This is a genomic window from Streptomyces sp. NPDC058632, assembly GCF_042717095.1.
GTDB lineage: Bacteria > Actinomycetota > Actinomycetes > Streptomycetales > Streptomycetaceae > Streptomyces.
In genome coordinates, this window is sequence record NZ_JBHXQZ010000015.1 from 57377 (window position 1) to 84286 (window position 26910).

General features: G+C 69.1%; 25 protein-coding genes, 2 tRNA genes, 1 other RNA gene and 2 pseudogenes. 4 read left to right on the top strand and 26 right to left on the bottom strand.

Annotated features, from left to right (window positions below):
• Positions 1 to 20: 20 nt before the first annotated feature.
• Positions 21 to 93: transfer RNA gene (locus ACFWVE_RS08610), tRNA-Gly, on the top strand.
• A gap of 95 nt (positions 94 to 188) precedes the next feature.
• On the opposite strand, the gene ACFWVE_RS08615 is transcribed toward ACFWVE_RS08610, so the two are convergent.
• The 6 genes and pseudogenes from ACFWVE_RS08615 to ffs all read right to left on the bottom strand — a co-directional run bounded on the left by ACFWVE_RS08615 (position 189) and on the right by ffs (position 9091).
• Entirely contained in the window at positions 189 to 1088 is a 900-nt protein-coding gene (locus ACFWVE_RS08615; protein WP_384009565.1) for a phosphoribosylaminoimidazolesuccinocarboxamide synthase, read from the bottom strand.
• A 273-nt stretch (positions 1089 to 1361) separates the two neighbouring features.
• Positions 1362 to 2696: pseudogene (locus ACFWVE_RS08620) on the bottom strand (N,N-dimethylformamidase beta subunit family domain-containing protein); the annotation flags it as partial.
• Positions 2697 to 2865: 169 nt separating this feature from the next.
• Positions 2866 to 4815, bottom strand: coding sequence for a hypothetical protein (locus ACFWVE_RS08625; RefSeq protein WP_384009567.1), 1950 nt, complete (start codon positions 4813 to 4815; stop codon positions 2866 to 2868).
• A gap of 338 nt (positions 4816 to 5153) precedes the next feature.
• Positions 5154 to 6443, bottom strand: coding sequence for a phosphoribosylamine--glycine ligase (purD, locus tag ACFWVE_RS08630; RefSeq protein ID WP_384009569.1), 1290 nt, complete (start codon positions 6441 to 6443; stop codon positions 5154 to 5156).
• A 130-nt stretch (positions 6444 to 6573) separates the two neighbouring features.
• Positions 6574 to 8919, bottom strand: a complete 2346-nt coding sequence (locus ACFWVE_RS08635) for a DNA polymerase III subunit gamma and tau (protein ID WP_384009571.1) — start codon at positions 8917 to 8919, stop codon at positions 6574 to 6576.
• Positions 8920 to 8992: 73 nt separating this feature from the next.
• Positions 8993 to 9091, bottom strand: an RNA gene (gene ffs / locus ACFWVE_RS08640) — signal recognition particle sRNA small type.
• Positions 9092 to 9163: 72 nt separating this feature from the next.
• Between ffs and ACFWVE_RS08645 the strand changes: the two genes are divergently transcribed.
• Positions 9164 to 9251: transfer RNA gene (locus ACFWVE_RS08645), tRNA-Ser, on the top strand.
• 79 nt (positions 9252 to 9330) lie between these two features.
• On the opposite strand, the gene ACFWVE_RS08650 is transcribed toward ACFWVE_RS08645, so the two are convergent.
• The 14 genes from ACFWVE_RS08650 to ACFWVE_RS08715 all read right to left on the bottom strand — a co-directional run bounded on the left by ACFWVE_RS08650 (position 9331) and on the right by ACFWVE_RS08715 (position 19129).
• Positions 9331 to 10581 (bottom strand): tyrosine-type recombinase/integrase, encoded by a 1251-nt coding sequence (locus ACFWVE_RS08650; protein ID WP_384009573.1) that lies wholly within the window; start codon positions 10579 to 10581, stop codon positions 9331 to 9333.
• Positions 10582 to 10591: 10 nt separating this feature from the next.
• Positions 10592 to 10831 carry an excisionase family DNA-binding protein gene (locus tag ACFWVE_RS08655; protein ID WP_384009575.1) on the bottom strand — a complete coding sequence of 80 codons (240 nt, stop codon included), beginning with the start codon at positions 10829 to 10831 and terminating at the stop codon, positions 10592 to 10594.
• Positions 10828 to 12210 carry a replication initiator gene (locus tag ACFWVE_RS08660; RefSeq protein ID WP_384009577.1) on the bottom strand — a complete coding sequence of 461 codons (1383 nt, stop codon included), beginning with the start codon at positions 12208 to 12210 and terminating at the stop codon, positions 10828 to 10830. Before ACFWVE_RS08660 ends, ACFWVE_RS08655 begins: the two co-directional genes overlap by 4 nt.
• 101 nt (positions 12211 to 12311) lie before the next feature.
• Positions 12312 to 12617: a SpdD-like protein gene (locus ACFWVE_RS08665; RefSeq protein ID WP_384009579.1), complete on the bottom strand. Its 306-nt coding sequence runs from the start codon at positions 12615 to 12617 to the stop codon at positions 12312 to 12314.
• A gap of 20 nt (positions 12618 to 12637) precedes the next feature.
• Entirely contained in the window at positions 12638 to 12793 is a 156-nt protein-coding gene (locus tag ACFWVE_RS08670) for a hypothetical protein (protein WP_384009581.1), read from the bottom strand.
• Between the two features lie 15 nt (positions 12794 to 12808).
• Positions 12809 to 12988 (bottom strand): mobile element transfer protein, encoded by a 180-nt coding sequence (locus ACFWVE_RS08675; protein ID WP_073889547.1) that lies wholly within the window; start codon positions 12986 to 12988, stop codon positions 12809 to 12811.
• Between the two features lie 13 nt (positions 12989 to 13001).
• Positions 13002 to 13715: a DUF2637 domain-containing protein gene (locus ACFWVE_RS08680; RefSeq protein WP_384009583.1), complete on the bottom strand. Its 714-nt coding sequence runs from the start codon at positions 13713 to 13715 to the stop codon at positions 13002 to 13004.
• A 25-nt stretch (positions 13716 to 13740) separates the two neighbouring features.
• A complete protein-coding gene (locus ACFWVE_RS08685; RefSeq protein ID WP_384009585.1) occupies positions 13741 to 13953 on the bottom strand; it encodes a hypothetical protein in 213 nt (70 codons plus the stop codon).
• An 81-nt stretch (positions 13954 to 14034) separates the two neighbouring features.
• Positions 14035 to 15405 carry an FtsK/SpoIIIE domain-containing protein gene (locus ACFWVE_RS08690; protein WP_384009587.1) on the bottom strand — a complete coding sequence of 457 codons (1371 nt, stop codon included), beginning with the start codon at positions 15403 to 15405 and terminating at the stop codon, positions 14035 to 14037.
• Between the two features lie 5 nt (positions 15406 to 15410).
• Positions 15411 to 15758, bottom strand: a complete 348-nt coding sequence (locus ACFWVE_RS08695) for a hypothetical protein (RefSeq protein ID WP_384009589.1) — start codon at positions 15756 to 15758, stop codon at positions 15411 to 15413.
• A gap of 181 nt (positions 15759 to 15939) precedes the next feature.
• Entirely contained in the window at positions 15940 to 16761 is an 822-nt protein-coding gene (locus ACFWVE_RS08700; protein ID WP_384009591.1) for an integrase, read from the bottom strand.
• On the bottom strand, positions 16758 to 17609 hold the full coding sequence (locus ACFWVE_RS08705) for a sigma-70 family RNA polymerase sigma factor (RefSeq protein WP_384009593.1): 852 nt from the start codon (positions 17607 to 17609) through the stop codon (positions 16758 to 16760). The genes ACFWVE_RS08700 and ACFWVE_RS08705 overlap by 4 nt, the downstream gene beginning before the upstream one ends.
• 175 nt (positions 17610 to 17784) lie before the next feature.
• Complete coding sequence (locus ACFWVE_RS08710) at positions 17785 to 18183, bottom strand: ATP-binding protein (RefSeq protein WP_384009595.1); 399 nt, start codon at positions 18181 to 18183, stop codon at positions 17785 to 17787.
• 94 nt (positions 18184 to 18277) lie between these two features.
• Entirely contained in the window at positions 18278 to 19129 is an 852-nt protein-coding gene (locus ACFWVE_RS08715; protein ID WP_384009597.1) for a helix-turn-helix domain-containing protein, read from the bottom strand.
• Positions 19130 to 20036: 907 nt separating this feature from the next.
• Between ACFWVE_RS08715 and ACFWVE_RS08720 the strand changes: the two genes are divergently transcribed.
• Positions 20037 to 20384: a hypothetical protein gene (locus ACFWVE_RS08720; RefSeq protein WP_384009599.1), complete on the top strand. Its 348-nt coding sequence runs from the start codon at positions 20037 to 20039 to the stop codon at positions 20382 to 20384.
• 136 nt (positions 20385 to 20520) lie between these two features.
• On the opposite strand, the gene ACFWVE_RS08725 is transcribed toward ACFWVE_RS08720, so the two are convergent.
• From ACFWVE_RS08725 to ACFWVE_RS08745, 5 genes and pseudogenes are all read right to left on the bottom strand, one after another.
• Positions 20521 to 21642, bottom strand: coding sequence for a DUF5677 domain-containing protein (locus ACFWVE_RS08725; protein WP_384009601.1), 1122 nt, complete (start codon positions 21640 to 21642; stop codon positions 20521 to 20523).
• A 354-nt stretch (positions 21643 to 21996) separates the two neighbouring features.
• Entirely contained in the window at positions 21997 to 22581 is a 585-nt protein-coding gene (locus ACFWVE_RS08730) for a hypothetical protein (protein ID WP_384009603.1), read from the bottom strand.
• 301 nt (positions 22582 to 22882) lie between these two features.
• Positions 22883 to 23120: pseudogene (locus tag ACFWVE_RS08735) on the bottom strand (site-specific integrase); the annotation flags it as partial.
• Positions 23121 to 23309: 189 nt separating this feature from the next.
• The gene (locus tag ACFWVE_RS08740) at positions 23310 to 24296 is read right to left on the bottom strand and encodes a hypothetical protein (protein WP_384009605.1); all 987 of its coding nucleotides are present in this window, start codon (positions 24294 to 24296) and stop codon (positions 23310 to 23312) included.
• Positions 24297 to 24642: 346 nt separating this feature from the next.
• A complete protein-coding gene (locus tag ACFWVE_RS08745) occupies positions 24643 to 25263 on the bottom strand; it encodes a hypothetical protein (protein ID WP_384009607.1) in 621 nt (206 codons plus the stop codon).
• A gap of 336 nt (positions 25264 to 25599) precedes the next feature.
• On the opposite strand from ACFWVE_RS08745, the gene ACFWVE_RS08750 reads away from it, so the two are divergent.
• A complete protein-coding gene (locus tag ACFWVE_RS08750; RefSeq protein WP_384009609.1) occupies positions 25600 to 26166 on the top strand; it encodes a hypothetical protein in 567 nt (188 codons plus the stop codon).
• A gap of 228 nt (positions 26167 to 26394) precedes the next feature.
• Here the strand turns inward: ACFWVE_RS08750 and ACFWVE_RS08755 are convergent, their stop codons facing one another.
• Positions 26395 to 26793 carry a hypothetical protein gene (locus tag ACFWVE_RS08755; protein WP_384009611.1) on the bottom strand — a complete coding sequence of 133 codons (399 nt, stop codon included), beginning with the start codon at positions 26791 to 26793 and terminating at the stop codon, positions 26395 to 26397.
• Positions 26794 to 26910: the final 117 nt, after the last annotated feature.

A 26910-nucleotide genomic window follows, 5' to 3' on the forward strand; every position in this document is an offset into this window, starting at 1 on the left:
GCTCTCGCGCCACGGCGCATGCGGACGTAGCTCAGCTGGTAGAGCGCAACCTTGCCAAGGTTGAGGTCGCGAGTTCGAACCTCGTCGTCCGCTCGGGCAACAGGAAGACCCCGGTCCATCGGACCGGGGTCTTCCTCGTGCGCGCCCGGCGCGGGAGCCGGGCGCGGGAGCCGGGCGCGCACGGGGCCTCAGCTCCAGGGGACGCCCGTCAGACGCTCGTACGCCTCCACGTACTTCGCCCGGGTCGCGTCCACGACGTGCTGCGGCAGCGCCGGCGGGGGCTGCTCGCCCGCCCGGTCCCAGCCCGACTCGGCGGAGGTCAGCCAGTCCCGCACGTACTGCTTGTCGTACGACGGCTGCGCGTGGCCCGGCTCCCACTGCTCGGCCGGCCAGAAGCGGGAGGAGTCCGGGGTGAGCACCTCGTCCGCGACGACCAGGGTGTCGCCGTCGAAGCCGAACTCGAACTTGGTGTCCGCGAGGATGATCCCCCGTTCCCGGGCGATGTCGCGGGCCCGGCTGTACGCGGCGAGGGTGGCCTGCCGCAGCCGGGCGGCGGTCTCGGCGCCGACCTGGCGGGCGACCTCCTCGTAGGAGACGTTCTCGTCGTGCTCGCCGACGGCGGCCTTGGTGGCCGGAGTGAAGATCGGGGCGGGCAGTTCCGATCCGTCCACCAGCCCCTCGGGGAGCGCGAGGCCGCAGACCGTACGGGACTCCTGGTACTCGGCGAGGCCCGAGCCGGTGAGGTAGCCCCGGGCCACACACTCCACGGGGGCCATCCGCAGCGACTTGCAGACGAGGGTGCGGCCCGCCCAGTCGGCGGGGGCGCCCGCGGGGAGTTCGGTGCTCAGGACGTGGTGCGGGACCAGGTCGGCGAGCTGGTCGAACCACCAGAGGGAGAGCCGGGTGAGGACCCTGCCCTTGTCCGGGATCTCGGTCGGCAGCACCCAGTCGTAGGCGGAGATGCGGTCACTGGCGACCATCACGAGGTCGCCCGCCTCGTTCCGGTACAGCTCGCGCACCTTTCCGGTGTGCAGATGCACCAGACCCGGAACCTGGATCGGCTCGGGCTTCTCGACGAATCCGGACACGGTTCCTCCGCGTGTTTCGGAACAACGGACAGGGCGCCCGCGGGGCTCGCACGGGGTGAGTGGGAGACGGCGGGACAAGTGCCTCCGATTGTCCCGTACGAACAGCCGCGCCCGCTGATCGGGGCGGAGCGGCAACCGGCCGGGGCAGTCGTGCCCGCCGGCCGGGACGGGGCGGCGGGCGGTGGTGTACGCCGGACAGGCACTGCGGCGGGCGCCCGGACAGGAGCGGCGGGCGGTGGTGTGTGCCGGGTGGACGGGGCGCGGGTGGGCGGGTCAGTCGTTCTTGCAGATGCGGTCGAGGAGGTTGGCGGTGGCGCGCTGGATGCGCGGGTCGGTCCGGCCGGGGCGGCCCAGGGCCGGGGGCCAGGCGAGCGTGCCCGACGCGAAGACCCAGGCACCGGAGGGCGCCCGGTAGAGCGAGGTCTCCTGGTGCCGTCCGGCGCCCGCCCGGTCGGTGTACGGGGAGTGCGCGAGCAGCACCCGCTCCTCGTGCTCGGGCAGTGGGGTACGGGGAAAGTAACGGTCGGCCCCGTCGGCGACCAGCCCTTCGACCCCGTCGCCCTCGAAGGCCCCGGTCGCCTCCCACAGCCAGTGACCGGCGTTGCGCACGATCAGCGGGTGCGGCTCGGGGACCTGACCGGCGTACTGGATGCCGATCAGCTGCTGCTCCGCGCGGTCCGTCTCCCGCCACAGCGCCGGTCTGCCCGGTGTCCTGCGGTCCGGTGTCCTGCGGTCCGGGCCCCGGCGTCTGCCGCTGCGACAGGTCAGCAGGCGGTCGGGGACTCCGGACGGAGAGGGCGCGAGTTCCGCCTGCCCGTACAGCGTCCGGGCGGAGAGGAAGACGAGGGAGGTGCCGTGTGCGCGGGCGTGTTCCGCGGTGCCGCGCATGGCCTGGGACCAGTACGCGTCGGGGCCGGGGAAGAGCAGGCCCTTGTACCGGGTGGGGTCGACCCGGCCGGCGTGCAGGTCTCGGGCGTCGGCGTAGGCGAGGTCGTAGCCGTAGCGCTCGGCCCAGCGGATGACGTCGTAGGCGTGACCGGCGTACGGAGGCAGCCCGGCGCCCGCGTACGGGCGGTCGAAGGAGACGGTGGTCGCGATGCAGGTATCGGCATCGGCATCGGCATCGGTCGTGCCCGTCCCGTCGGCCCCCGGGTAGCGGTTGTGGAGCTGCCAGGTGATGTCGGGCAGGACGACGAGCAGGTCGGCCGGGCGGTGGTCGCGGACCGTGAAGGGGATCCGGGAGCGGTGACGGCCGTCGGCGGTGGTCAGGACGGCCACGTAGGCGCCGGTACTCCAGTCCGACGGGACCGGCAGCCGCCAGGACAGCCACCAGTGGTGGCAGGAGACCGTCCGGTCGGCGGTGAGCGGCGGGGGCTGCGCGATGCCGGCGAGCCGAGGACCGGACATGATCCGGGTGGCGCCCTGCCCGCCGTAGTGGCCGACGCGGTGGACGTCGACGCGGAACTCCTGGGGCGGGTCGACGGTGACGTGGAAGTCGATCGCCTCTCCGGGTGCCACTCCGCCGGTGGAGCTGAACCCCTCGATCCGGCGGTGACCCTGCCGCGCGCCCATGGTCGCTCCCCTCCCCGCAGGTCCCGTTGCCGACGGTCAGCAATGTGCTTGTCGCATGTCGCAAGCCCTGGCCAAGGAGCGCGATCAGCCCCAGCACATCACATTACGCATGCGTCGCGTCACCCCTCGTCATGAACCGGCCAAAAGCGGAAAGGCCGGCTCCGGGGGTGGCCGGAGTGGGGGTCGGCTTTCCCGCCCGTCCGGTTCAGACGAGCCGGACCGGCTTCTCCGGGCGTATGCCCTGCCGGGTCAGCCACAGGCGGAGGGCCGTGGGGTCGCCGTCCTCGATCAGCGTCATGACCTGGGTGGGAAGGTCCGTGACGCGTATGCCGCCCACGAGGAGGGTCGGTCCGTCGAGCCAGTCGAGCCCGGGGGTCGCGCCCGCGGTGTCCATGGCGGCACAGCAGACCATCGCCGTGATGTGCTCGGCGAGCAGTTCGCGGCCGGTGCGCGGGGGCTGGAGGGGGAGCAGGGGCAGCGCCCGGTCGTCCCAGAGGGAAGCGGAGTCCATCGGTACGGGCGTCAGGGCCGGGACGATCGGGGTGCCCGGAGCCGTCGGGGACGTCGGAGCACTCATGGCCGGGGCCGAGGCGGTTCGCGCGGTGGCCGCCGCGTCCTCGCGGGCCACTTCGGCGCTGATACGGGCGGCCAGGGCGACGCTGCGCGGGGTGGTGCCGGCGAGGTCTTCGTCGTCCGGGTCCGCTCCGACGACGGGGGCGGCTTCTCGGTCCCCGCGTTCCCCGTGGTCCCGGCGTGCCCCGTGTTCTGCGGGTTCCTCGCGTTCTCCGGGTGCGGGCGGGATCGCGTGCGGCGGGGGTTCCGCGCGAAAGCCCGGTTCCCGGCCCGGTTGCGGGCCGGGGTCCGTCAGGTGGTCGAGGACACGGGAGAGCGTCGGGCCGTCGGGGCCCGGGCTGTCCGCGCCGACGGCGGGGCGTACGCCGAGAGCGTCCAGGGCACGGTGGAGGCGGGCCGCGTCCGTACGCCACTTGCGGTCGACGACCTCCTCCGGGTAGTCGCCCCAGTGGACCGGCGACCAGTGCGGTCCGCGCCCGGCGGGACCGCCGTGGAAGAGCCGGGCGGCGAGGAGGGAGGTGGCCTCGTCCACCGCGCCGGGCTCCTCGAGCAGATCGCAGGCGGGGCGCTCGCCGAGGCGGGAGGCGAACCCCTCGGCCAGCCGGTCCCGGCGGGACAGCTCGGTGAGCGCGGCCACCACCCCCGCGTTGAGCCGCGAGGGCCAGCGGCCCATCCGCCAGGCGGGCAGCGCGACCCGGGTGAGCAGCCGGTCCCAGCCCGCGTACGCCAGTCCCACCTGTTCCTGGGCGACGATCCGCAGCCCGTAGTCCACCGCCTGGGCACGCTCGGCCGCCGCCGCGGCGACCCTGCGCTCCATCTCGGCCGCATGGCCCCGGCAGCTGCGCAGCAGTACCCGCGCGACCCAGCCGAGGCCCGCGAACACCATGCGGAACACCGGCCCGCGGCGGTGTTCCGAGGTAACCGCCACCGCCACCGCCGCGTCGAGACCGCGGACGAAGCGCCGGGCGGCGGCTATGTCCGGATGCGCCGAAGGCCCCGTACCGGCGACGACCGGCGCGAGGACCGCACGCAGCTCGCCCACGCGCATCCACCACAGGAACGGGGAACCGATCACCAGCACGGGCGCGGCGACGGTCCGGCGGCGCGGATGCCGGCCCACGCCCGCCATGTCACCGTGCTCCTCGGCGGGCGGAGGGCTGCCGTGCGCCGGGTGGGTGCGGTCCTCCAGCCAGCTGTCGCAGTCGGGGGTGAGCGCTATCGCGGACGGGGCGGGGACGCCCAGCCGGTCGGCGAGGTCACGCACCATCCGGTACAGGTCCGGGGCGGCCTCCTCGGCGATCGCGACCGTCGGAGTCATCGCGGGCCGGGCGCGGGCGACGACCAGGGCGACCCCGGTGGCGGCGAACAGGACCAGCACGGCGAGCGGGGTGAGCGTCCAGCGGGCGAGGTCCCAGCCGATGCCGGTGAAATGGCCGGTGGGGACGCCGACGAGCAGGATCACGGCGGCGGCCGCGGGCAACAGGGCGCAGGCCAGTACCCTGCCGCGCAGGCGCAGCACCGCGAGCGCCCGTGAACGCGCGGTCTGCGCGCCCGCCTCACTGCCCATGCCGCCTCCGCTCATGACCCCGCCTCACCCCCACCCGACGGTCCCGACACTGTCCCGGCCTTGTCCACTCCCCCACTGTGGCACCCGTCACTGACATCGCAATGCCGGTGGGCCAAGTGCCGGAACGCTTGCGCGGCACCCTAGTTGGGGCTCCGGCCCTCGTCAGCCGGATACCGCATCGGTCACTCGATGGAATGGCTCAGGGGAAAGGTGGATGACGGAGGGCAAGGGTCGGGCCCCGGATTCTGAAACGGATCCGGGGCCCCTGGGGTTTCGTGCCGTTCGTGCCGTTCGTGGCGCGGTCCGACGGCGGCATGCCCGGCTGACCTGCGCCGGGGCGCGCACGGTAACGCTTACGCGCCCTGTGCCGCCTGCTCCGCCTGCCCGGCCTTCGCCGCCTCGGCCGCTTCCGCGGCGATGTCCGTACGGTGCTGGGAACCGTCGAGGCGGATGCGGGCGACCGCGCGATAGGCACGGTCGCGGGCCTCGGCGAGGTCCTCGCCGGTCGCCGTGACGGACAGCACCCGGCCGCCCGCGCTGACGGTCGCGTCGCCCTCGCGCCTCGTCCCCGCGTGCAGCACGTACGCGTGCGGGGCGTCCTGCGCGGCGACCTCGTCCAGGCCGGTGACGGGGTCGCCGGTGCGCGGGGTGCCGGGGTAGTTGTGCGAGGCGACGACGACCGTGACGGCGGCGTCGTCGCTCCAGCGCAGCGGCTCGAGATCGGCGAGATTGCCGGTGGCGGCGGCCATCAGCACCCCGGCCAGCGGGGTCTTCAGGCGGGCCAGCACGACCTGCGTCTCGGGGTCGCCGAAGCGGGCGTTGAACTCGATCACGCGGACACCGCGCGAGGTGATCGCGAGACCGGCGTAGAGCAGACCGGAGAACGGGGTTCCGCGTCGCCGCAGCTCGTCGACGGTCGGCTGGAGCACCGACTGCATGACCTCGTCGACCAGCTTCGGGTCGGCCCACGGCAGCGGGGAGTACGCCCCCATGCCGCCGGTGTTGGGGCCCGCGTCACCGTCCAGCGCGCGCTTGAAGTCCTGGGCGGGCCTCAGGGGCAGCACGGTCACGCCGTCGGTCACGGCGAAGAGGGAGACCTCGGGGCCGTCCAGGTACTCCTCGATGACGACCTGCTCGCAGGCGCCGGCGTGCGCCTTGGCCTCCTCGATGTCGTCGGTGACGACCACGCCCTTGCCGGCGGCGAGCCCGTCGTCCTTGACGACGTACGGCGTGCCGAAGGCGTCGAGGGCGGCGGCGGCCTCCTCGGGAGTCGTACAGACATACGAACGCGCCGTGGGTACGCCGGCTCCCGCCATGACGTCCTTCGCGAAGGCCTTGGAGCCCTCGAGCTGCGCGGCCTCCTTCGAGGGGCCGAAGGCGGGGATGCCCGCGTCGCGCACGGCGTCGGCGACACCGGCGACGAGGGGGGCCTCCGGGCCGACCACCACGAGGTCCGCGCCGAGGCGTGTGGCCAGCGCGGACACGGCCGCGCCGTCCAGGGCGTCGACCTGGTGCAGCTCGGCGACCTCGGCGATACCGGCGTTGCCGGGGGCGCAGTGCAGCGCGGTGATGTCGGGATCGAGGGACAGGGAACGGCACAGGGCGTGTTCGCGGGCACCGCTGCCGATGACGAGGACCTTCACGGGGGTCAGCCTAACGGGATCCGGGGAATTCGCTTTGTGCGGGCTTCCGAAGGACCGGGGCGAACCGGTTCGTGGCTTCCTCCAACCCGGACGGCGACCGGGCGGGCCCGGCCCCGGTCGCCGAGCCGCTTCACTCGTTCGTGATCTCCTCGACCACCGTCGCGCCCAGCTCCCGGACGATCAGTTCCTTCCCGGAGAGGGCGGACTCGTCCAGGTCGGGGTCGTCGTCCTCCGGGACGTCGTCCTCGGGGGAGACGGGGGGCGGCGGCTCCGGGGCGTAGGGCCGGGGCGCCGGGGCGGAAGCGGAGACGGCCGCCGGAACGCCGCCCGACGGTGCGGAGGCGGAAGGACCGGACGGGGCAGCCGGGACAGCCGGGCCCGAGGGACCCGAAGGGTTCGAAGGAGCCGCCGGCCCGGAGGCACCGGGGCGCTGACCGGGACCGCCGCCCGCATCCCCGTACCCGCCGCCCGCGCTCCCGGCGCCGTACCCCGCACCGCCCCCGCCGCCACGGCCGCCCACGGGGCTGCCGCCCGGGGCCGGGGCCGCCGCACCTCCCCCGGAGGGGTCGACCACGGCCTCGATCTTCCACTGCACGTTGAACTGCTCGGCCAGGGCCTGGCGCAGCACGTCCTCGCTGCCACTGCTCAGGAAGTTGTCCCGCGCGCCGGAGTTCACGAAGCCGATCTGGAGGGTCGTCCCGTCGAACCCGGTCACCTGGGCGTTCTGGCTGAGCAGGATCCAGGTGAAGCGACGACGGTTCTTGACCACTTCCAGGATGTTCGGCCAGATCGTCCGGGGGTCGGGTCCGCCGCCGCCTCCGAAGGGCGCGGGGGCCGACGGGGGCGTGGGTCCGGGTGCGGGGGCCGGGGCGCCGGGTGCGGGGGCGCTCGGAGCCTGCCCTCCCCCCGCCGCGGCAGCCGTGGGCCAGCCACCGGGCCGCCGCCCGCTCCCGGCGGAGGCGGCGGTGGGCCAGGCGCCGGGAGCGGGCGCACTGGGCACAGGCGGCGCAGGCTCGCTCGGTGCCGCGGCCGGAGCCTGAACCGGAGCAGGCACCGAAGCCGCCGGAGCCGGTACAGGCTGCTGGGACTGAGGCTGGTCCGGCGCCGGTACCGGCGCACCCTGCCCCCGTACCGCCGCCCGAGCCGCGGCCGGACCGCCCCCCGGCGGAACCGGCGCCTGCGGCCGGCTTCCCTGAGCGGCCGGCGGAACCGGAGCCCCCACACCACCGCCGTGCCCCGCGTGCCCACCGGGCCCCTCGCCCCCGGGCGCGTACCCCATGACGGGCATACCCGCTGCGGCACCGCCCGCCGAGAAGTTCACGCCCCGCTCGATCCGGTCCAGGCGGGCCATGACCGACCGCTCGTCGCCGTACGCGGCGGGCAGCAGCACGCGCGCGCAGATCAGCTCGAGCTGGAGCCGGGGCGAGGTGGCGCCCCGCATCTCGGTGAGCCCCTCGTTGACGAGGTCGGCGGCACGGCTCAGCTCGGCGGCGCCGAAGACGCCGGCCTGGGCCTGCATCCGCTCGACGACATCGGCGGGAACGTCGATGAGCCCCTTCTCGGCGGCGTCCGGAACCGCGGCGAGAATCACCAGGTCCCGGAGCCGCTCGAGCAGATCGGTGACGAACCGGCGCGGGTCGTGGCCCCCCTCGATCACATGGTCGACGACCTCGAAGGCCGCGGCACCGTCCCCCGTGGCGAAGGCCTCGACCACGGAGTCGAGCAGCGAGCCGTCCGTGTACCCGAGCAGGGAGGTGGCCATGGCGTACGTCACGCCGTCGGGCCCCGAGCTGGCGAGCAGCTGGTCCATGACGGACATCGAGTCACGCACGGACCCGGCACCGGCCCGCACGACGAGGGGCAGCACCCCGTCCTCGACGGGACTGTCCTCCCGCCGGCACACCTCACCGAGGTAGTCCCTCAGGACCCCGGGCGGCACCAGCCGGAACGGATAGTGATGCGTACGCGACCGGATCGTCCCGATGACCTTCTCGGGTTCGGTGGTCGCGAAGATGAACTTGAGATGCTCCGGGGGCTCCTCGACGACCTTGAGCAGGGCGTTGAAGCCCTGCGGGGAGACCATGTGGGCCTCGTCGATGATGTAGATCTTGTACCGGCTGCCCGCGGGCCCGAAGAACGCCTTCTCGCGCAGGTCACGGGCGTCGTCCACACCACCGTGGGACGCGGCGTCGATCTCGATGACGTCGATCGAACCGGGCCCGCCCCGCGCGAGGTCCTGACAGGACTGGCACTGACCGCACGGCGTCGGCGTGGGGCCCTGCTCGCAGTTCAGGCACCGGGCGAGGATACGCGCGCTGGTCGTCTTGCCGCAGCCGCGCGGTCCGCTGAACAGGTACGCGTGATTGACCCGGTTGTTCCGCAGCGCCTGCTGCAACGGGTCGGTGACATGCTCCTGCCCGATGACCTCGGCGAACGACTCCGGGCGATAACGGCGGTACAGCGCGAGAGACGACACGTCTACGAGGTTATAGGCGCCCACCGACAACCCGCCCCGCCCGCGGCCCCGCGCCGACGATCCGGACACCGGGAACGCAAACGCCCCCCACGCACCCGCCAGAGCCGACCTACCCTTGCTGCCTTCCGGCCCTGGGGGAGTTCAGTCAGATAGCGCCGCGTGAGGGGCTGCGCAAAGGCTACCCCATGTCGCGGGGTGGGAACGAGTTCGCGAGCACCGCCCTCGGTCATGTAATGTTCCCGGCGGAGGATTCGCCTAGAGGCCTAGGGCGCACGCTTGGAAAGCGTGTTGGGGGCAACCCCTCACGAGTTCGAATCTCGTATCCTCCGCCAGTGCCTCACCGGGCACGAAGTCGAAGGGCCCCACCGTTCGCGGTGGGGCCCTTCGCCGTTGTCCGTCTCAGTTTCCGTCTCAGTCGGTTTCTTCTCCGGAGCCGGGCGACGTCCAGAGCACGTCGCCGACCTGTTGGGCGACCTTGCGGAGCATGACCCCCGTCACATGCATGTACCGGGCGCGCATCCGGGCCGCTCCCCCGGGCTCCCACCCCATGATCGAGTCGATCACGACGTCCGGGACGCCGAGAATCAGGAGGACGGTCGCGGCGGTGTGGCGAGCGTCGTGGAGACGGCCGTCCCGGACACCGGCGTCCCGAAGCAGCCGCTTCCAGACGTGGAAGTCGGTGTTGGGGCTCAGCGGCCCGCCGGTGGGCGAGGCGAAGACGTACCCCTTGCCCTCCCAGTCGGCACCGGCCGCGATCCGTTCCCGCTCCTGGGCTTCCCGGTGCTGGTGCAGGATCTTGATCAGCGGGTCGGGCAGGCCGATGGTGCGCCGCCCGGCCCGGGACTTGGTGGATTTGTGTTCGCGCCGGGTCTGCTCCCGCTGGGGGCAATAGCCCGCCTTCCGGCCGCAGGGGTTGGCACCGCAGCCGTGCGCGTACTTGGGGCGCAGCCGGTTCTTGCGGATCCGGACGTATCCCGCGTCAAGGTCCACGTCCTCCCAGTGCAGACCGAGCGCTTCTCCCTGCCGTAGGCCAAGAGCGAGGGCGACGACCCACCGTGCGCTGTTGCGGAGCTTGGCCGCCTCCACGAGCAGGCTCTGAACCTCCTCGATCGTGTACGGCTCGATGTCCTCCTCTTCGAGCCGCGGAGCCTTGGCGATCTCCGCCGCGTTCGTCGGGACGTGGCCGCGCCGCACCGCCTCACCGAGGGCGACCCGGATCGTCCGGTGGACGTGGTGGGCGGTGCCGGCGGAACTCCCGGAGTCCTGCATCCTCCGGTAGAAGCGCTCCAGGTGTTCGGGCTCCAGGCGGTCGAGCTTGTGGGCACCGAGACCGGGCACCAGGTGCACGCGCACGTCGACCTCGTACCCGTCGTACGTGTTCTCGGAGACGTACGGCTTGGCGATGTTCTCCACCCAGTGCTCGAGCCATGCCTGGAGCGTCCAGCTCTGCCCCGGCTTCCTGAGCTTCTTCTCGTCGCGCGCCCGCTCCATCTCCCGGACGGCTCTGGTCACCTCGGCCTTGGTCCTCCGCTCGATGTGGCGGCGGTCGGGCTTGCCGTCGTCACGGACACCGACCGTCACCCGGCCGTGCCATTTGCCGTCCTTGCCGAGGTAGATGGACGAGGCCCCGTTGGGCTGGCGGGTCCGCTTCTGCTCTGCCATGTCCCCTCCCCTACGCAACGGCGGCCGGGCGCCGCAGCTTCGCCACGTACGACGAGAGGGCGTCGACCGGGACCCGCCGCAGCCGCCCCACGGTCACGGACTCGATCTCGCCGGACATGACGAGCCGGAAGCACGTCGTACGGCCGATCCGGAGCCGCCGCGCGGCCTCTTCGACGGTCAGCAGCACCAAGGCGGAGTCGGTGGCGGGCTCGTCGAGGGCCGCCGTGCGAACCGCTGTCAACGTGGTCATCGGGTGAGGTCTCCCATCGGGTCGAGGGCGGGAATGCCGGAAGCCGCGGGCGGCCGGACGGCTTCGGGTGGCGGAGTGCCGTGGGCAACGAGGCGTTCCGCGTCCGTCCAGCCGGTTCCGGCGAAGCGCCAATGAGAGAGGACGAGGACGGTGTCCGGGTCGGGCAGCGGGTGACCGGCTTCGGCCGCGCGTTCGCGGGTGAGGGCTTCGTTGTGGTCGGCGCGTTCCTGGCGGAGGGCGCCGAGGGTGACGGAGTAGGCGCGGGACTTGGTGGAGAAGTGGCCGCGGAAGCCGAGCATGTGGGCCCACTTGCGCAGGCGCAGGTCTTCGAGTTCGGGCAGGGCGCCGAGGCGCCAGCAGGTGAGGATCATGCGCCGGGCGTGGTCGGTGACGCCGGAGCCGATCAGGTCCGTGATCGGGTTGCGGATGGGCCGGTCGAGGGTGCCTGCGGTCTCGGCGCCCTTGGTGGCGTACTTGGCGATGTAGGCGGCCACGGCGCGGCTGGAGAGTTCCGAGGTGCCCGCGAAGTCGGCGGAGCGGATGGGGCGGATGTCGAGCTGTTCGCCGAAGCGGAAGGCGTACGCGTGGCCGTCGAGGACCGGGCCGGGTGTCTCCGCGAGCCGGGCCGCGGAGCGGATCGCGTCGGTGAGGAGTTCGGTCGTGGCCCAGGCCGGCGGGGTGTCCTCGGCGCCGTCCGGGCCGTCGAGGCGGATGACGGCGTGGAAGTGGACGGCGCCGCGCCGCTGGTACTCGGCAACCTTGGCGTAGGAGACCTTGAGGCAGTGGCGCAGTTCCGAGCGGCCGATGCCCGCACGTGAGGCGAGTTGTTGGCGCAGGTAGGTGGTGAAGCGCCCCCAGAGCGCCCCGGCGTGTGCGTTCCACAGGACGGCCGCGCGGTAGTCGTAGCGGTCCGGGTCCAGGGGCGTGCCGAGGGCGGGGTCGTCGTCCGGGTGGAGGCGTCCGCAGCGGCACCGGCCCCCGCCGGGCCTGTTGTGGACGGGGCCGAAGGAGGGCGCCGTGAAGGTGGCGAAGACGCGCGGGTGTCGGGCGACGGACGGGCCGATGCCCTTGCCGCCGCTCAGTCCGGCCGTGACGAGGTGGAAGGTGTCCTTGCGGTACACCTCGGCGCAGGCGGCGCACCGGGTGACCCGGCGGTTGTTGCAGCGGATGAGGAGCTGTCCGGCCGGAAGGTCACGGTCGGTGACCTCACGGACGATCTCACCCGTGGCGGCGTGGACGTCGAGCCGGTGGCCCTCCATCCGTACGGGCCGCTCGCAGCCGCCGAGACGCTGGATCTGCCGGGCGTAGGCGCTGAGGTCGCCGTGCCGGGCGAGACTTGCCAGGTGACGGATGGCTCCGGTCGGAGCCGCGGGGTGCATGTGCGGGTTCCTCCTTGGCAGGGGGCGGGTGCTGGCCCCCGTCCGGCTTGTCCAGAGGGCTAGACAGCTTGAGCAGGCCGGACGGAGCGGAGCGGACGAAGTCAGCGGCTGCGCAGGACGGAGCGGATGACCACCGCGCAGACAGCCACGGAGGTGGCCGTAACGGCGACGGCGAGGAGCATGGAGATCAGGACGGCGCCGACGACCAGGACCACGGCGGTGCCGCCGCCGACGAGGGCGAGCGCGGTGCCGGGAGCGAGCTGGAAGGCCGGGCGGGACGGCGGCGGGGCGACGGAGGCCAGGGGCGAGGTCTGCTGGGCCGGGGCGATGCTCGTTGGCTCGACTACGACAGGCGGGGCGACCAGGCCGGTCGGCTGGGGCATGGTCGGGATCCTGGGCCGGAACATGGGCGGATCTCCTTTCGCGCTTACTTGACGGCGGTGTCGATGACGGGGGCCAGCAGGCTGTCGGCGAGGAGGTAGCCGCCGAGGAGGAGTGCGGCGATGAGCCACCAGGGCGGGCGGATGAGCTTGATGCCCAGGACCCCGATGCAGAGCAGGGCGAACCAGAGCGGGACGTCCATGGCGGTGGTCTCCTGTCAGGCCGAGCAGCGGTGGGTACGGGCGGCGAGTTCGGCGGCGGCGCGGCTGTCGTACTCGGCGGAGAAGTCGCAGCGGGGAGCGGTGCAGGCGGCCAGGTGACGGTTCTTGCCGCGGTCGAGGTAAGAGGCGACGTTCACGGGGCCGATGCGGCGGACGTTGCGGAAGCGCCGGTGCATGGTGGTGCTCCTCTCAGAGGTGGGCGGCGACGGATGCGGTCATGGACGGGGGCAGGCCGAGCCGGGCGCGTACGGCGTCGGGGTCGGCGGGGCGACCGGTGGTCGAGCGGTGTTCCTCGGCCAGGGCCCGGACGCGGTCGACGAGCGCGGGCGGAAGGACGACGGCAGGAACGAGCGCCGGGGATGGGGCGGTGACCGGTTCGGTGGCGGTGGGTACTGCGGCGGGGTCGGGGGACGGTGCCGGCAGCGCGTCCCGGTCGGGCGCGTCGACGGCGGCCGGGACGGAACGCAGCTCCGCACCCGTGTCCGTGTCCGCGGTCGACGGCGCCGGGGCCTTCAGCGTGTCCGGGTCGTGCGGTGCGTGGGCCAGGAGTGTTCCGCCGAAGAAGGCGACGGCGGGCCAGCCGGCGACCACGACGCGGAGCCAGGCGGGAACGTGGTCCGGGTCGAGGAGTCCGGCGGTGGCGACGTTGGCCCCGAGGGACGCGGCCAGGGCCACCAGGAACCACAGCCGCGGTCCCCCGGCCGGTTGTCCGGCGCGTTGCTGGCCGCGCATCCGGCGCCAGGCGGCGACCAGCAGCAGGTCGACGCTGACGGGGTAGGCCCACGCCTTCCACCCGCCCTGTCCGGCCGCTTCGGCGAGGTCGTGCAGGTGGGAGAAGGACAGGGCCCCGGCGATGACCGCCTGTACGAGCACGGCGTCTACGCGGACCAGGTGGGCACGCATGGGCACGGTGTTCCTTCCGGCGCGGTCAGTTGCTGGGCTTGAGGGAGTCGGCGTGCTCACGGGCGAGGCGGGCCACCTCGGCGGTTTCGGCGTCGCCGGGCGTGTGGGCGGCGATGCGCTCCAACAGGTCCGCCTTGCGGTCCATGAGCGCCGCCCAGTCGGCGGAGGTGCGGTTCCGGCGGAGCGCGGCCAGGTCGGCGACGAGCGCGCTGACCTCGGCGATGGAGGGTCGTGACACGGGGTTGCCTTCCGGTTTCGGGCATGGGAGGGGTAGGGATGCGGCGTGAGGCGGTCACGCCGGCCGTGGGAGGCAGCGCGGTTAGTCGGTCACCGGGCGAGCGGTGGGCGCGGCAGCGGTGGGAGAGGCCGGCGCGGCGGGTTTCACGGCGACGACCGGCTGGAAGGAGTCGAGCCGGGGCAGTTCCGGCACCAGGGCGGAAGTGTCGCGGCAGACGGCCGCCGCATCGTCGAGGGTCAGGTGCGGGGAACGGATCCGGGACCAGCCGCCCGAGGAGTCGCCGACGACGGCGATGCCGGGCCGTTCGGCCGGGATGGAAGTGGCGGCCAGCGCCGCCTCAGGCGCGATGTCGGCCAGCGCCATGTTCGCCGATGACTCGTCGTTGACGCGGTGGCAGACCCGGCCGGTCAGCTGAGCGCGCAGCATGGTTGCGCCCCTGCCGAGTTCGGAGCCGAAGCGCTGTCCGCACACCTCCAGGTAGATGCCGGCCGCGCGGCCGAGCTGGGCGAGGCGAATGAGCTTGGTGACCATGGCGTCCCGCCGCTTCTCGTCCTCTTTGCCCGCGGCGAGGAAGAGTTCCGCCACCTCGTCCACGACGACCACGACCGGCACCGGCCGTACGTCGTCCGGCAGCCCCCACACGTCCGAGGTGAGCACGGCTTCAGGACCGGCCCCGGCGCTGAGACCGATGAGGCGGAACCGCGCCTCCATTTCCACCAGCAGGGTGTCGAGGAGTTCGTTCGCCCGGTCCGGGTTGTCGGCGAGCGCCGACAACCGGGGTGCGAACGGCGCCAGTTCGACACCCCACTTGCAGTCGATTCCGACGAGGACGACCGGTTGCCGGGCCAGACCGCAGAGCAGATTCCGCAGGTAGACGGACTTGCCGGACTGTGTGGCACCGAGGATCAGTTCATGTGGCACAGCACGGAAGTCCCGTACGTGCCACTGGCCGTCGTCCCGAAGTGCCAGCGGGAGTGAGAGCGGCCCTCCGGCCTGCTTCCACTGCCGAGGGCGTCGCACATCCGCGAGCACGTCCCAGCCGATCAGCCGCAGTTCGAGCCGCCCCGGCTTGGTCGGACGGATGTGCACGGCGTGTGCGGCCCAGGCATGCCGCAGTCGGTCAGCCGACGCGATGAAGTCCTCCGGCGCCTGCCCGGCCGCCATTCGCAGCCGCATCACGAGACCGGAGCCGGTCGGCAGCGGCAGCGACCGACGAGGCGGAACAGGCGCCGCTTCCCGCCCGATCAGCCGGGCCGTGGCCCGACGGACGGCCGAAGCCGGGACCGTCAGGCCACAGGCGTCCATGGTGGCCCGGTAGGTGGTGAGCACCCGCAGCGCGACGAGCGGATAGCCGACGAGCCACCAGAACGTCACCGGCAGGCGACGGCGCAGCACCAGCAGCGCGGCAAGACCGACCAGGGCCAGCACCAGCGTCCACACGGTGTCGGTCATGGCGATCAGCCCTGCACCGACGCGGGGGCGTCGATCATGACGGCGTCGGCCCGGTAGGCGATGCCGTGACGCATCCGCCCGCCGAACTCGCTCTCCCAGGGACGGGCGACGAGGCCGGACAGGATGACGGGGGCGCCCATCGCCAGGCCCTCACCGATGCCCGGCTCCGGAACGGTCACCTTGATCATGTCCGAACCGCCCTGAGCGATGAACACCAGCTCCAGAACCATGAGCCGGTCATTGGTCACCGGGTCGACGGCGATCTCTCCTGTCTGGCGGTCCCTCACCTTCGTCTCGGGCAGCTTCGTGACCAGCAGCGTCGCGGACGAGGAGTCCACGGGGATGACACGCATTTCTGAACCTCACTGGTTGGCGGCACCTGTTGGCCGGCGCCGCGTCGGTCTGAATACCCCCCTAGACAGCAGGAGGAGTGACCCACCTCAACTGTCTAGGGGGGTTGACGTACAAGGTAGACCGACACCCCATCAACTGTCTAGGGGGGTATACGAGGGGGTCCTGGTCTGCGGGACAGCGCTACGACAGCACCCAGTGCAAGACGGTCGCGTCGTCCCGCGCCTTGCCCCGTGGCCAGCGTCGACCCGCGGGGTCGCCGGCCTCAGCTTCTCGCACGCGTCGGATCAGTTCATCGGGCCCGGACGAGTTGAGAACCGCCAATGCCTCTTGCCAAGTGGTGAGTTGGAAGCGGTCGGCGAGTCGCGACGCCCCGTCGCTCAGCAGCGTCACGGAAGACAGGGACTCAAGCGGCACAGCGCCCGTGAGGGCGTGTCCAGCGGCCTGCGGATCGGGTCCGGCGATCCAGAAGCCGCCCGGCCGGTTGCGGAGCGAGGCGAGGGTGTCGCGGTACTCGGCGAGGGCGACGGCATGCTCGGGTGACCCGGTGGGCAGAGCGTCGACGGGCCCGCGCAGCCGCTTGCCGACGTCGTCCAGGCGCCGGTCGGTGACGACGGTGGTCTTGCCGTCCTTCCGGGCCAGCAGGAGCGACGAGTCCCCCAGTACGAGGTGTTGCAGAACTCCCGCACCGGCCCGGACCGCGACGACCGTACTCGTTGGGCCGGCCCGACAGGCCAGGTCGCAAGTGTCCTCATGCAGGGACCGCACGCCTTGGATCGAGTCGGCAAGGCAGTCGGCGAGGGGCCGGTGGGGGTGCGCCGTGATGGTGCTCAGCAGCAGTCCGCCCAGCGTCGCGGAGAACCAAGCGACGCCGTGTTTGCAGCCGGTTTCCGCCCCGGAGGTGCCGGCGCCGTCGAGGAGAACGGCCGTTCCGGGAGCGGTGGCGGCGAAGTCCTCGTTCTCCCGGCCCGGTTCGGCGGGCAGTGAGCCGAGGCCGACTCTCACGCCGATGTCTCCTCGTCGTGCCGGTAGAGGGGGGTGAGTAGTTCGACGGATCGCGGTTCGCTCGTCTCCGGGTCGTACTCGACACCCACCAGCGTGGAGAAGCGATGCTCACCCACCTGTCCCCACAGCGCGTTCAGGTCGGATGCGAGCAGCTGCACGACGCCGAGGGAGCCCTGCGTGTGGATACCGGCGATGGCGAGCAAGGAGCCCTTGCCGTCGGGACGCGGCAGCCTGCCGACATAGCCCACGTCGGAAGTACGGACCGGATCGCTGTCCTGTCCCGACCGGAACACCGTGCCGGTTCGCCGGTCGACGATCGTCCACGGGCCGCCCTCGGCGCGCTCCCAGTGGAGTACGGGATCTTGGGCGTAGGTGTCCCACATCTCCTGGGACATACGCGGACCGCAGACGACGACCAGTCCGTCACGGTTGAGGTCGATGACCCCGTTCACCGGCACGTGTTCCGAGGTGACGTCGAGCCCGTACGACCGCGCCAGGTCTTCCAGACGCTTGCCGGAACTCACGTCGTCCACGGCCACGACGGTGCGCCCGCGTTCGTCGTCGCGCCGCAAGGGGGTTGCGACGGTGACCGCGCCCCGTCCGAGGAAGGCTCCTTCCGGCGCCGGACCGGTGTGGCGGATCTGATGGATGCGGCCACGACTCAGGCCGGCCTTCACGGCGATCTGCGCGTACGACAGCCCTTGCGCATGGAGGTCCTGAACGACGCGCCGGCGGAGCCGGGCGAGTTCGGTCACCTCCTGCTGCGCGTCGGCCAAACGGGTCGTGACCTCGCGCAAGAGCAAGTACGGATCATCGATTGCCATGATGCGCTGCAACTCGTCCGACATGACCTCACCTCCCAGCGTCACCCAGGAGTCTAGGGCCCTAGACGATATGGGCGAGAGACGCCGCCCGGAACGCACACCGATCACATAGAACCTGGCCCTACGTCGAGGTACACCACGAGGACTCACCTTGCACTGCCCGGAAGGCAGACACGGCCCGCCGTCACACCTGGAGCCATCACGCGTTCACCCGTGCCAGCTCCGCCCAAACGCAACGCCCGTGGGGCCGGTCCTGCACACCCCAGTTCTTGGCGCACGCCGCGATCAGCAGCAGCCCGCGGCCCCCCTCTTCCACGTCGCTGTTGACGCTGCGGAGCAACGGTTCCTTGTCCCCTCCCGCGTCGAACACCTCGATGCGCACGACGTCGTCACCAAAGCCGACGGCCACGAGAAACCAGCCGCCGTACCGGCCGCTCCGCGTGTGCCGGACGGCGTTTGTCGCCAGCTCGCTAACGATCAACAGGGCGTCGTCAACGGGAGCCGAACCCTCGTCCCCAAGCAGGGCCGCGACGAAGTCGCGAGCCTCGGCTACCTGTCGGGGCAGGCCGGGGAACTTGCGGCACCACCGTTTGAGCATGCGGAACTCTCCTCGTCTAGGGGGCTAGACAGCACAGCGAGCAGAGTATTCCCATGCATGACCAGCATGCCAGGCATCGTCAGGAATTATTCCTTTAACGAGTGGTGAAGCCGGCCAGTGCCCGGAACTCGTGCATCACGCGGATCAAGTGCTCCCGCAACTCAATCCCGAAGAACGCGGCTTCCTCGAAGCGGCTGAAGGTCTCCTCGTACGCAGCGACCTCAGCGGGGTCGTCCACGACCCGCTCACCTCGGAAGGTCTCGACCACGACCGCCTGCTGGTCGCACAGGGTGAATCCATGACGAGGCATGACCGGCACCGCCCGGCGCCAGGGGATGATCCCGAGTCGCGCGGTACTCAGGCTGTCGACGGCCAGGAGCCGGTCGAACTGGGCGAGCATCAGCGCGGGGTCCCCCGGCCAGGTACGCAAGACGGCTTCCGTCAGCACGAACACCGACTCCCGTCCCGGTTGATACAGGACGCTCTGCCGCTCCACGCGGGCAGCAACAGCCCGGCCGACCGCTTCGGGGGGCGAGTTCGGCGCACTCTCGAAGACATGCCGGGCGTATTCGGCGGTCTGAAGCATGGCCGGCAGGACGATGCATTGAAAGGAGCGGACCAGCCGAGCGGACCCCACTGCCTCGTCGAGGACCGATCCGGCGAGCGCGTTGCCGTCGGACGCTTCAACGTTGTCCGGAGCATCCTCCACAGCGGCCAGGAGGTCACGCACCTCACGAGCGGCCGACTCATCGAGATCGAGAGCACCCAACAGGCGACCCAAGACGTCGGCACTGGGGACCATCCGCCCGTTCTCGACCTTGGACACGGTCGGCTGTCCCACTCCTGCGCGCTGTGCCAGCACAGCACCCGTCAGACCGGCATCTGCCCGGAGCCCTCGAAGACGTGCCCCCAGCGCCTTCATCCGCTCCTGCCGCTCACTCCCCATAACCAGGGTTCTACACCACGGGAGGCCAGCGCCGGGCCCGAGCCTAGATGATCAACGAGCCCAGCTCATGATTCAAACTTTCTCTACTGGTTCAAGGCCCGCGCACGGCGCGGGCGCGCGCCGCCTCTGCGGCGCGGCCTGCCTCCTGTCTTCGCCCCGGCTGGCCGCGCCCGGCGGCGCGCTGCGTGCAAGCGGGCAAGGGCGAGACGTCATCCGCGGGCACAAGATAATGCCTCCGGCGGGGGATCGGCCGGCACCGGGATGGAGGGGGCGCCGTCGCCGACTGCGGGCCCGTAGGGGCGTGTGCGGGGAAGCTCCCATCCCGTCCGCCGTCGACCCAGGCAGAGCCGAGCAGACGCGGCCCAGGGCGTCCAGGTCGTTCGTACAGTGGCGCGCTCCACCTGGACGCCCTGAACCACGCCCGCTCCACGGTGTGTGGGTCGACGGCGGACGGGATGGGAGCTGGGGTAAGTGGTGGGTTGCTATAGAAACTGTCAGTGACGGTGATGCCACCAAAGGAGTGCCAGCGCCCCAACTCCACTTACGCTCGCCTTCACGGCTACCCGAACCAGCTCATCGGCAGCAACACTCAAGAGTCGACGTACGTGTTTACGTGCCGCTCGCTCTGCTAGGCGGGTGCGCAATCTGCCGGCGTCAGACTTCTTTGTCCTCGGTTCGGCGGATCGCTCCCTCGTAGACTTCTGCTTGTCGGACACTGTGGCCTCCTAGCCAGGGATCTGACGATGATGGCGGCCTCCTGCGTAGGACCAGGGGGCCGTCACCGTTCTGAAGGCCCTTCAGCCGCAGACCAGACAGTAATCGGGTACCTTCGGGGCGCCTAACGCCCCTGACCTGCTGTTATGCGATTTACGGTGCGCTCAGATTGGGACTACATCAACATGTGTTGATGGCGACCTCTCTTGGCGGCAACGAAGCCCCCGACGACTTCCCCGACGTACTCATGCGCACAGCCATACGAAGGATCAGCGAGGACAGGGACGCTACGTCGCATACTGAGCGACTCGCGCTAGCTGCGGAGCTACGAGCCGCGGCAGAGCTACGAGTGATGATGGAAGTTGTTCGATGCAGAAGGTACGGCCTTTCCTGGGCAGACATTGGCGCAGCGCTTGGGACCTCGGCGCAGGCCGCTCACCGCAGATACAGCAACGCCAGCGCCCCGCTCGATCCAGAGGACCTCTTGGCCGAAGTGTTGGAAGAGAAGCAAGAACAGGAGGACGAAGCCACCGACGTCTGAAATTCAAGCTACCTTGGGCCTGAAATTAAGCTGAAGTTCGACCGATCCAGTAGGACCAGTCCCGGGCGCTACCCTCGACCGATAGACGGCGCCCCGTTGACTTGACTCAACCATTGAGAATCCGCCGACCTAGTCATTACGCCCTCATCCCGTCATTTTTAAACTCTTCCACGGCGCGCTCTTCGGCGTCATGTACGACTTTTACGCCAGAGAGAAGGTCGAAATCTCCCGTTATTGAGGCCACCGCCCTGCAAGCCGTTACACCTATATCGGAGAGGTTAATTAAGGCCGCGGCTGTAAAATGTCTAATTGTCTGATGCTGGACTTCGCTAAGCGTTGGGAAGATTGACCCATTGCGGAGCCGCAGGCGATTCATGAGCGCACTTGGGCCTGCGTGAATTGCATCGTTTCCGGCCATGTAGTAGTTGCGCCTGTTTTCCATCCCCACCAGTTTTTCGATTTCACTGAACGGGATCGGAGGTCTGCGTCCGGGGAAAAGTGGTGCTGCCCAGCCGTTCTGTCGGAAAAAGTCGCTTCCCCATGCCGCTTCCGCTTTACGTTCCATCTCTGCCTCTGCCTCGTCCAGTGGCACTGGTGTTCCCCCTCGCTCTGAGATGGTACGTGACTCTTTGCGGGCCTCGGCCAGCGTCCAGGCGCCATAGCGGTCTGACACGTTTGTCTCCCCCTGTCCGGGGGTGCACAACGCCAGGGAAATAACTGTGAGTTCGTGCAAACTCCTCGTTCGTGCGCGTACAGCTTCCGGGAATCCGTGTTCGGCGAGTAGGCGGATCTCATTCGAAATTGAGCATGCGCGCGAGTGAAGTGAGAGCAGGAGAAGGCATTTAAGTGCCTTGCCTCCCAGGAATCCATGCACCCCTAGAAGGGGTTCTCGATAGATAGAGGGCTCGCTTTCAAGAACCCATGCACCAATGGCATCTTCAATTCCAGCGTTCAGCACCTCTGAAGCTGTCAATGCTTCGTCAAAGAGGCGGAATCCTCGCCCCCACCTTCGCAGGTGGGTCCGTCGAATCTTGGCCATCATCTTATTGCGGACTCTGCGCCTCTTCTCTATCTCGCGCATGAACCAACCGTGATCTTCGGGTGCAAGTTCACGTGACAACTCAATAGCTTCATCCAAGGCCACCAATAATGCAACCTGAAGTTCGTCTTCGTCTCCTTCTGAAAGGGATCCCTTTTTGATTTCTTCGCTGAGCCTTTTTACTGCGTGCCTCAAAAGGACCGAATCTCCTGGCTTCACGCTCGCGCTACCTCCTGTGATGGAAACCTGCCATTGGAGCACAGCTCTGCCGCTGACAGCAACGGGTTAGGCACGTTGCGTAGTTCTTCTAAGGGCCGCTCCATAGGGTGGCGTGAGCCATGCAGCGCTACTGACCGCGACAGGCGAGCGTCTGCAGGGTGACGTCCCTGGGCCGTCTGCGGGCCGTCCGACGCCCCCCGAGGCCGACCAACGGCGACCAGCATTGACAGCTGTCCCGATCGGCAGCCCCAGGTCACAAGATTTGATCTGCGACACTGGTACAGCCATGCCTAAGCTCGGAGAACTAGCTTCGTGAGCCGTTGACGCTTGTATCCACTGGCCCACGGCTCCGGGTCAATCTCTGGTTGGCAACGGCTCGTGACGGTGCCAGATCAGGTACCGGTCCTCGCGGCGCAGCTCCGCAGACCCCCACTCAATGCGCATGACACCCTTCTCCATGGAACAGGCATAGGCGACCAGGACGAGCCGCACGTCCGCGGGAAGCAGCTCCAGGTCTGGATGTACCTCGGAATCATCGAGTTCTCCCCAGTCCAGGTCGAATGCCTGCTGCCTGGGAGGCGGGCCGTGGCGGCGAATCAGGTCTGCTCGGAAGCCTGTAGCCCGACGGAGACGTGCAGCTGTGACGGGCACGTCTTTCTTCGCGTAGCGGAGGGGGTAGATGAGGTGGCCGCGGACGAGCATCAGCGTGCGTCCTTGCAGGCGCACCGCTTCTCCAAGGCCGGAGATGCCGGCGGCCAGTTCCTCGTATTGCACCGCATAGAGGCCGTGTCCGTAAGCTTCGAGCGTCTGAGTGTGGACGCCCTCGTGCCCGGTCCGGGCACGGTCATGAGCCCGGCGGAGGCAAGCCGGGATGATGTCAGCCAGCTCACCGGCTACGTCCCCGAAGGTCTCACGTGCCCATTGACTGGCTGAACCCACGACGTACCGCCCCTCCCTGATGGTCCCGCAGCACAGCACCGAGCAGCATCCACCTAAACCGTGCTGCGCCCAGGCGAGTCACACAAGGTGGCAACCAGCGCATAGAGGGAGCGCACGCCACCTGAACAGGGTTGACCGCACGTACCGCTCGCGTGCCAAAGCAGCGGACGGTCTCCCAGCTCTCTCGCTCGCGGTGACGGCAATCCTGACGGCAACGACGGCGGACGGCAGCGGCATCCAGCAGTGCAGCACGGAGCCGACGTAGGCCGATCGGTTCGTCCTCCCAAGGCTTGCCCGCATCAGCACGGACCATCGTGTTCTTGAGGGTGGCGCCGGCGAGGGTCGAAAGAGTGTGCCCGGCGTGACGGAGGTCGTAGAAGCGGAACCCATCAGGGAGACCGAGCACCGCGCGAGCCGACGCCACTTCCGACCGAAGGAGGTACGCCGGAAGGGTGCGCCCTTCTCCCCGACGAAGACCAGGCCCTCGGGCCCTTCTCGGCGTACCAAGCGAGGCGCCGCTTCACTTCCTTGTGCAGGAAGGTCGACCGGCAGCACGCCCAGGACCACGGCTGACCGGCCGAGTAGACCTGAGCGACCTTCCCGCCCGTAGTTCGCATCGAGGGGCAGCTTGGCGCAAGAGCTGCACGGGGCGCCGTTCGCAACCGGTGGACGGCGCCCCGCCTGCTTGGCTGGTCATTGAAACTCCAGCCCAAATCCGCTCCGCCAGCCTATGACTCTTCACTCTTCCCGGGAGTCGGCTCCTCCTGAAGCTTCAGCACATCTCCCAAGAACAGGTATGTCCCAGTAATGTACCGGGACGCTTCATACTTCGTGACGTCAGCGTGGGCTCCCTTGTTGCCAGCGTCAGCGAAGGCGTCTAGGCGACGACCCAGATATTCCAGGTCTGCCACGATCACGTCTCTCTGGGTTTCACTGATACCGGGGCGATTCACAATCCAGTCAACAAGTCGGTTAATGAAGTGAGCATCGGTCATAGGACGCTTGCCTACCGGATCACCCGGAGGTCTCAATTCGTCGGCTACCGACTTAATCAACCTACGACAGGTGGATGCCGCCCCAGCCCAGTCCTCTGGGTTATCCGAAACTGACCGCTCAAAGGCCGAGGCGAGCCTCATCACAGCGTCTGGAACTAGATTAGCGATGTCGCCATCAACGCTGGATCGAACAACGGTGAAGGCATCCTCGACCGCAGCGCCGAAGCGTAGCTCGTAGTGAACCCCTGAAACCCATTGGTGAATGGCGCCGAGAATTTTATCAAGCTTTTCTTGCGATTCAATGGCGTGATTTCTTACAGCAGATCTCTCATGCTTGTTTCCGGAAGGTGCGCTCACATATTGAGTGGGATTGGCAGACGTGATGTTGACCGGTGCGTCAGCACTGGCGGCCAGCTGGGCCTTGGCGAGATCGACAGATGCTTGGAATCGGCTCAGTAGGGACGTCCAGTAGGCGATCTTTCCGTCGTCGTTTTGGGTCTCCCTATTGGACCTTTTAGCTGCAGCGACAGACTTTTTATCGAGGCCATTTTGGGGATATCCAGAGACTTCATAACTCAACCACTCAATGGCTTCAAAGTCGTCAATCAAGCGAGCAAGCCGGGAAGCCTTTCGGGCAATGTCTTGAGCTGGTATGCGAGTCAGCTCGATATCACTCAGCAAGTCTTCTGACAGCTTGAGGGCTTCGTTCCGTCGAGACATGTGGGGATGTTAGCAACGTATGCCAGCAAGGGCACGCCATTACGCGAATGCCGCACATGTAGCTTTCCGTAGGAATGTGTATGTTTGGTTGTTGTGCAGGCTCGGCTGACCGAAGTGGGTGCGGAGCTGGATACCCTGGCGGTCGCGCTCAGCCGTACCTGGGCCGTCCGAAACCCCCGGAGGCCGGCCAACACGGACCAGGCAAGGTTTGTGGACTATCCGTGGACGAGTGATCGCTAACCAGCCTGCAAGACACCCGTGACCTGCGCACACGCCTGGGACCGAAGCCCCCTCCGGAGCCGTATGTCGATGTAGCCGGGCAGAGCCACGGAAACCTGCCGGACTCCTACGAATCGGCGCTGCCCTCCCGCTGGGTCTGTTCACGACGCTCTTCCTCTTGCGCCTCCAGAGTGAGTCGCCACTCCTCTTCGCGCGTCTCTACTGATTCCTTAGCCCGTTGATAGGCCCAGTTCGGCTCGGGCAGCGCTTCCTCTCGCTGCCAAGCTCCGACACACTCCACTGCGTGATCAACGAGGCCGCCGAGGACCCATGCCCGTCGGCTCCGGTAATAGGCATACTTAAGCTCGTACTCCCACTGAGCGAGTTGGCTGACAACCTCCTGAAGGCGGACACGCAACTCCTTGTCGCGGATCGCTTCGACAGCGATGCGTACGGGACCGAGCAGGTCATGCAGTTGTCGATCCCACGCCGCTTCCGCCGCTGCAAGCTCTCGTAGACCCTCCATGTCCAAGTTGGGTTGCGATATTTCAGGCACCGACCTGATATGCCGGTGGAGCTGCGCAAAACCATCGGAAAGTACGACAATAGCGGCATCCTGCTTTGCTTCCACTCGCGCTTGACGAGCATCCTTGAGCGCTCGTGCTTGCGCCTGATGAGTACCGAGGTAGGTAGCCGCCGCACCTGCGATAGCGCCCACGAGACCTGAGAGAGGGGAGAGCCAGTCCACGCGGCACAGTGTCTAATAGGTCGCGTCCGTCCCGCAGTCGAATGCGTACCGAAAGGCCGCCCAAGCCAGGATCGTGCCAGATCGTACGGAGAACCTCGGGGAACCAACGGACCGTCCCACCCTGCGCAGTGCCCCTCCGCTACGGGTCACTCCAGTAGCGACCTTAGATCACCTCAGCTTCCCAAGCTGAGAGCGTGGACCCGGCTCCACTCCCGCGACCACCCAGCCAGCGTCTTGGCAAGGGCTGCCGGCAGCAGATGTGCAAGCGTCCACGCCTCGCTGGCAGACTGCGGACCCATGAAGCAGCCTGCCCGTCTGCCTTTGACCCCGCGTCCCATGCCCCCGCTCCGTGGCGACGAGTCGATCGTCGGCGTCCCGGACGCCACCGTGGTCGACTTCTGGCGGTTCGCCATGCCGGACCTCCGCATGAACAACACACGCGGCCTGTTCGCCGAATTCCTGCTCCACCAGGCGGTCGGCTCCCACGAGCCCCGGGTGGAGTGGGCAAGCCACGATGTCGAGACTGACGACGGACTGCGCATCGAGGTCAAGGCCGGTGCCTATCTGCAAGCCTGGGAGCAGCGCACGCCCTCTCAAATCCGCTTCAGTGGGCTCCGCGCTTGCACATGGTCATCCGAGGGTGGTTACTCGGAGGCGAAGTCGTACAACGCCGACGTCTACGTGTTCGCCGTCCAGACCGCCCATGAACACGCTGTCTACAACCCGCTCGACACGGCCCAGTGGGAGTTCTACGTACTCCCCCGCCCAGCAGTCGCTGCCCTAGACGCGGACAGCGTCAGCCTGAGCACCGTTCGCGCGGCGGCCGGTCCACCAGTGTCCTTTGCCGCCCTCAACGACTGCATTCGATCGGCCGACCCCCGCCCCGGAACCAACGGTGGTTGACGAGCGAAGTCCGTGCCACAACCGTGCCAGATACAGGGGTCAGCCACGGTCAGCACCAGTGTCCGGCGGTCTAGTACTCGCCTGCCGCCTCGACCGGCGAAGCCGCAGCTCAGCCGTAAGATCCGCCAGTCTCTCTCCTAAAACGGGGGTTTTCGGTTCGAATCCCGGCGGGTTCTGCAGCAGCTCCGCCGGCACTGCACAGGAATGAGAGGCCGCAGTGCCCTCCGCTCAAGCCGCAGTCTCGTAGAGCCACCGGCGAACCACGGTGTAACCGTCAGGAAGCTCGTTCCCTGTCAGTTCTCTGTACCTCGCCTTGGCCTCTTCGCTGGCGTTCTGGCCAGCGGGGAGCCTCCGCAGGAAGGGGTCACGGTCAGGGTCGAGGAAGGACTGACGAGATTGGCCCTCCGCCTCTTCAGGCGCTGAGAGCGGGTCCCAATCCTCGACCTCGTACCTCTCGGTGTCTCGCCCTTCGATGCGATTGGCGATCACGGCGGCCAGGATCGCGCCGCCGATGGCCAGAGTTGCGCCACCAGCGGCGCGGAGCTTCGGCTCGTGCTTCTTGCACCAGTTTTTCGCCTTGGCGAAACGGATGGGCTCGCCATCCTCGGGGAGCGCGGAGTCGTTCACACGCACATAATTACCGAACCCATCCCTCACCTGTCAGGCAATCACCCAACATCACCCGATCAAGTTCACTAGCCAGTCCGGCCAGCCCGAGCGTCTCAGTTTCCGTCTCATTCAACC

Bases quoted from the DNA above. Each gene is read 5' to 3' on its own strand.
- ACFWVE_RS08625 (WP_384009567.1), bottom strand. From the start codon at position 4,815: ATGAGCGGAGGCGGCATGGGCAGTGAGGCGGGCGCGCAGACCGCGCGT.
- ACFWVE_RS08650 (WP_384009573.1), bottom strand. From the start codon at position 10,581: ATGGCAGAGCAGAAGCGGACCCGCCAGCCCAACGGGGCCTCGTCCATC.
- ACFWVE_RS08655 (WP_384009575.1), bottom strand. From the start codon at position 10,831: ATGACCACGTTGACAGCGGTTCGCACGGCGGCCCTCGACGAGCCCGCC.
- ACFWVE_RS08660 (WP_384009577.1), bottom strand. From the start codon at position 12,210: ATGCACCCCGCGGCTCCGACCGGAGCCATCCGTCACCTGGCAAGTCTC.
- ACFWVE_RS08665 (WP_384009579.1), bottom strand. From the start codon at position 12,617: ATGTTCCGGCCCAGGATCCCGACCATGCCCCAGCCGACCGGCCTGGTC.
- ACFWVE_RS08670 (WP_384009581.1), bottom strand. From the start codon at position 12,793: ATGGACGTCCCGCTCTGGTTCGCCCTGCTCTGCATCGGGGTCCTGGGC.
- ACFWVE_RS08675 (WP_073889547.1), bottom strand. From the start codon at position 12,988: ATGCACCGGCGCTTCCGCAACGTCCGCCGCATCGGCCCCGTGAACGTC.
- ACFWVE_RS08680 (WP_384009583.1), bottom strand. From the start codon at position 13,715: ATGCGTGCCCACCTGGTCCGCGTAGACGCCGTGCTCGTACAGGCGGTC.
- ACFWVE_RS08690 (WP_384009587.1), bottom strand. From the start codon at position 15,405: ATGACCGACACCGTGTGGACGCTGGTGCTGGCCCTGGTCGGTCTTGCC.
- ACFWVE_RS08695 (WP_384009589.1), bottom strand. From the start codon at position 15,758: ATGCGTGTCATCCCCGTGGACTCCTCGTCCGCGACGCTGCTGGTCACG.
- ACFWVE_RS08705 (WP_384009593.1), bottom strand. From the start codon at position 17,609: ATGTCGGACGAGTTGCAGCGCATCATGGCAATCGATGATCCGTACTTG.
- ACFWVE_RS08710 (WP_384009595.1), bottom strand. From the start codon at position 18,183: ATGCTCAAACGGTGGTGCCGCAAGTTCCCCGGCCTGCCCCGACAGGTA.
- ACFWVE_RS08715 (WP_384009597.1), bottom strand. From the start codon at position 19,129: ATGGGGAGTGAGCGGCAGGAGCGGATGAAGGCGCTGGGGGCACGTCTT.
- ACFWVE_RS08720 (WP_384009599.1), top strand. From the start codon at position 20,037: ATGGCGACCTCTCTTGGCGGCAACGAAGCCCCCGACGACTTCCCCGAC.
- ACFWVE_RS08740 (WP_384009605.1), bottom strand. From the start codon at position 24,296: ATGTCTCGACGGAACGAAGCCCTCAAGCTGTCAGAAGACTTGCTGAGT.
- ACFWVE_RS08750 (WP_384009609.1), top strand. From the start codon at position 25,600: ATGCCCCCGCTCCGTGGCGACGAGTCGATCGTCGGCGTCCCGGACGCC.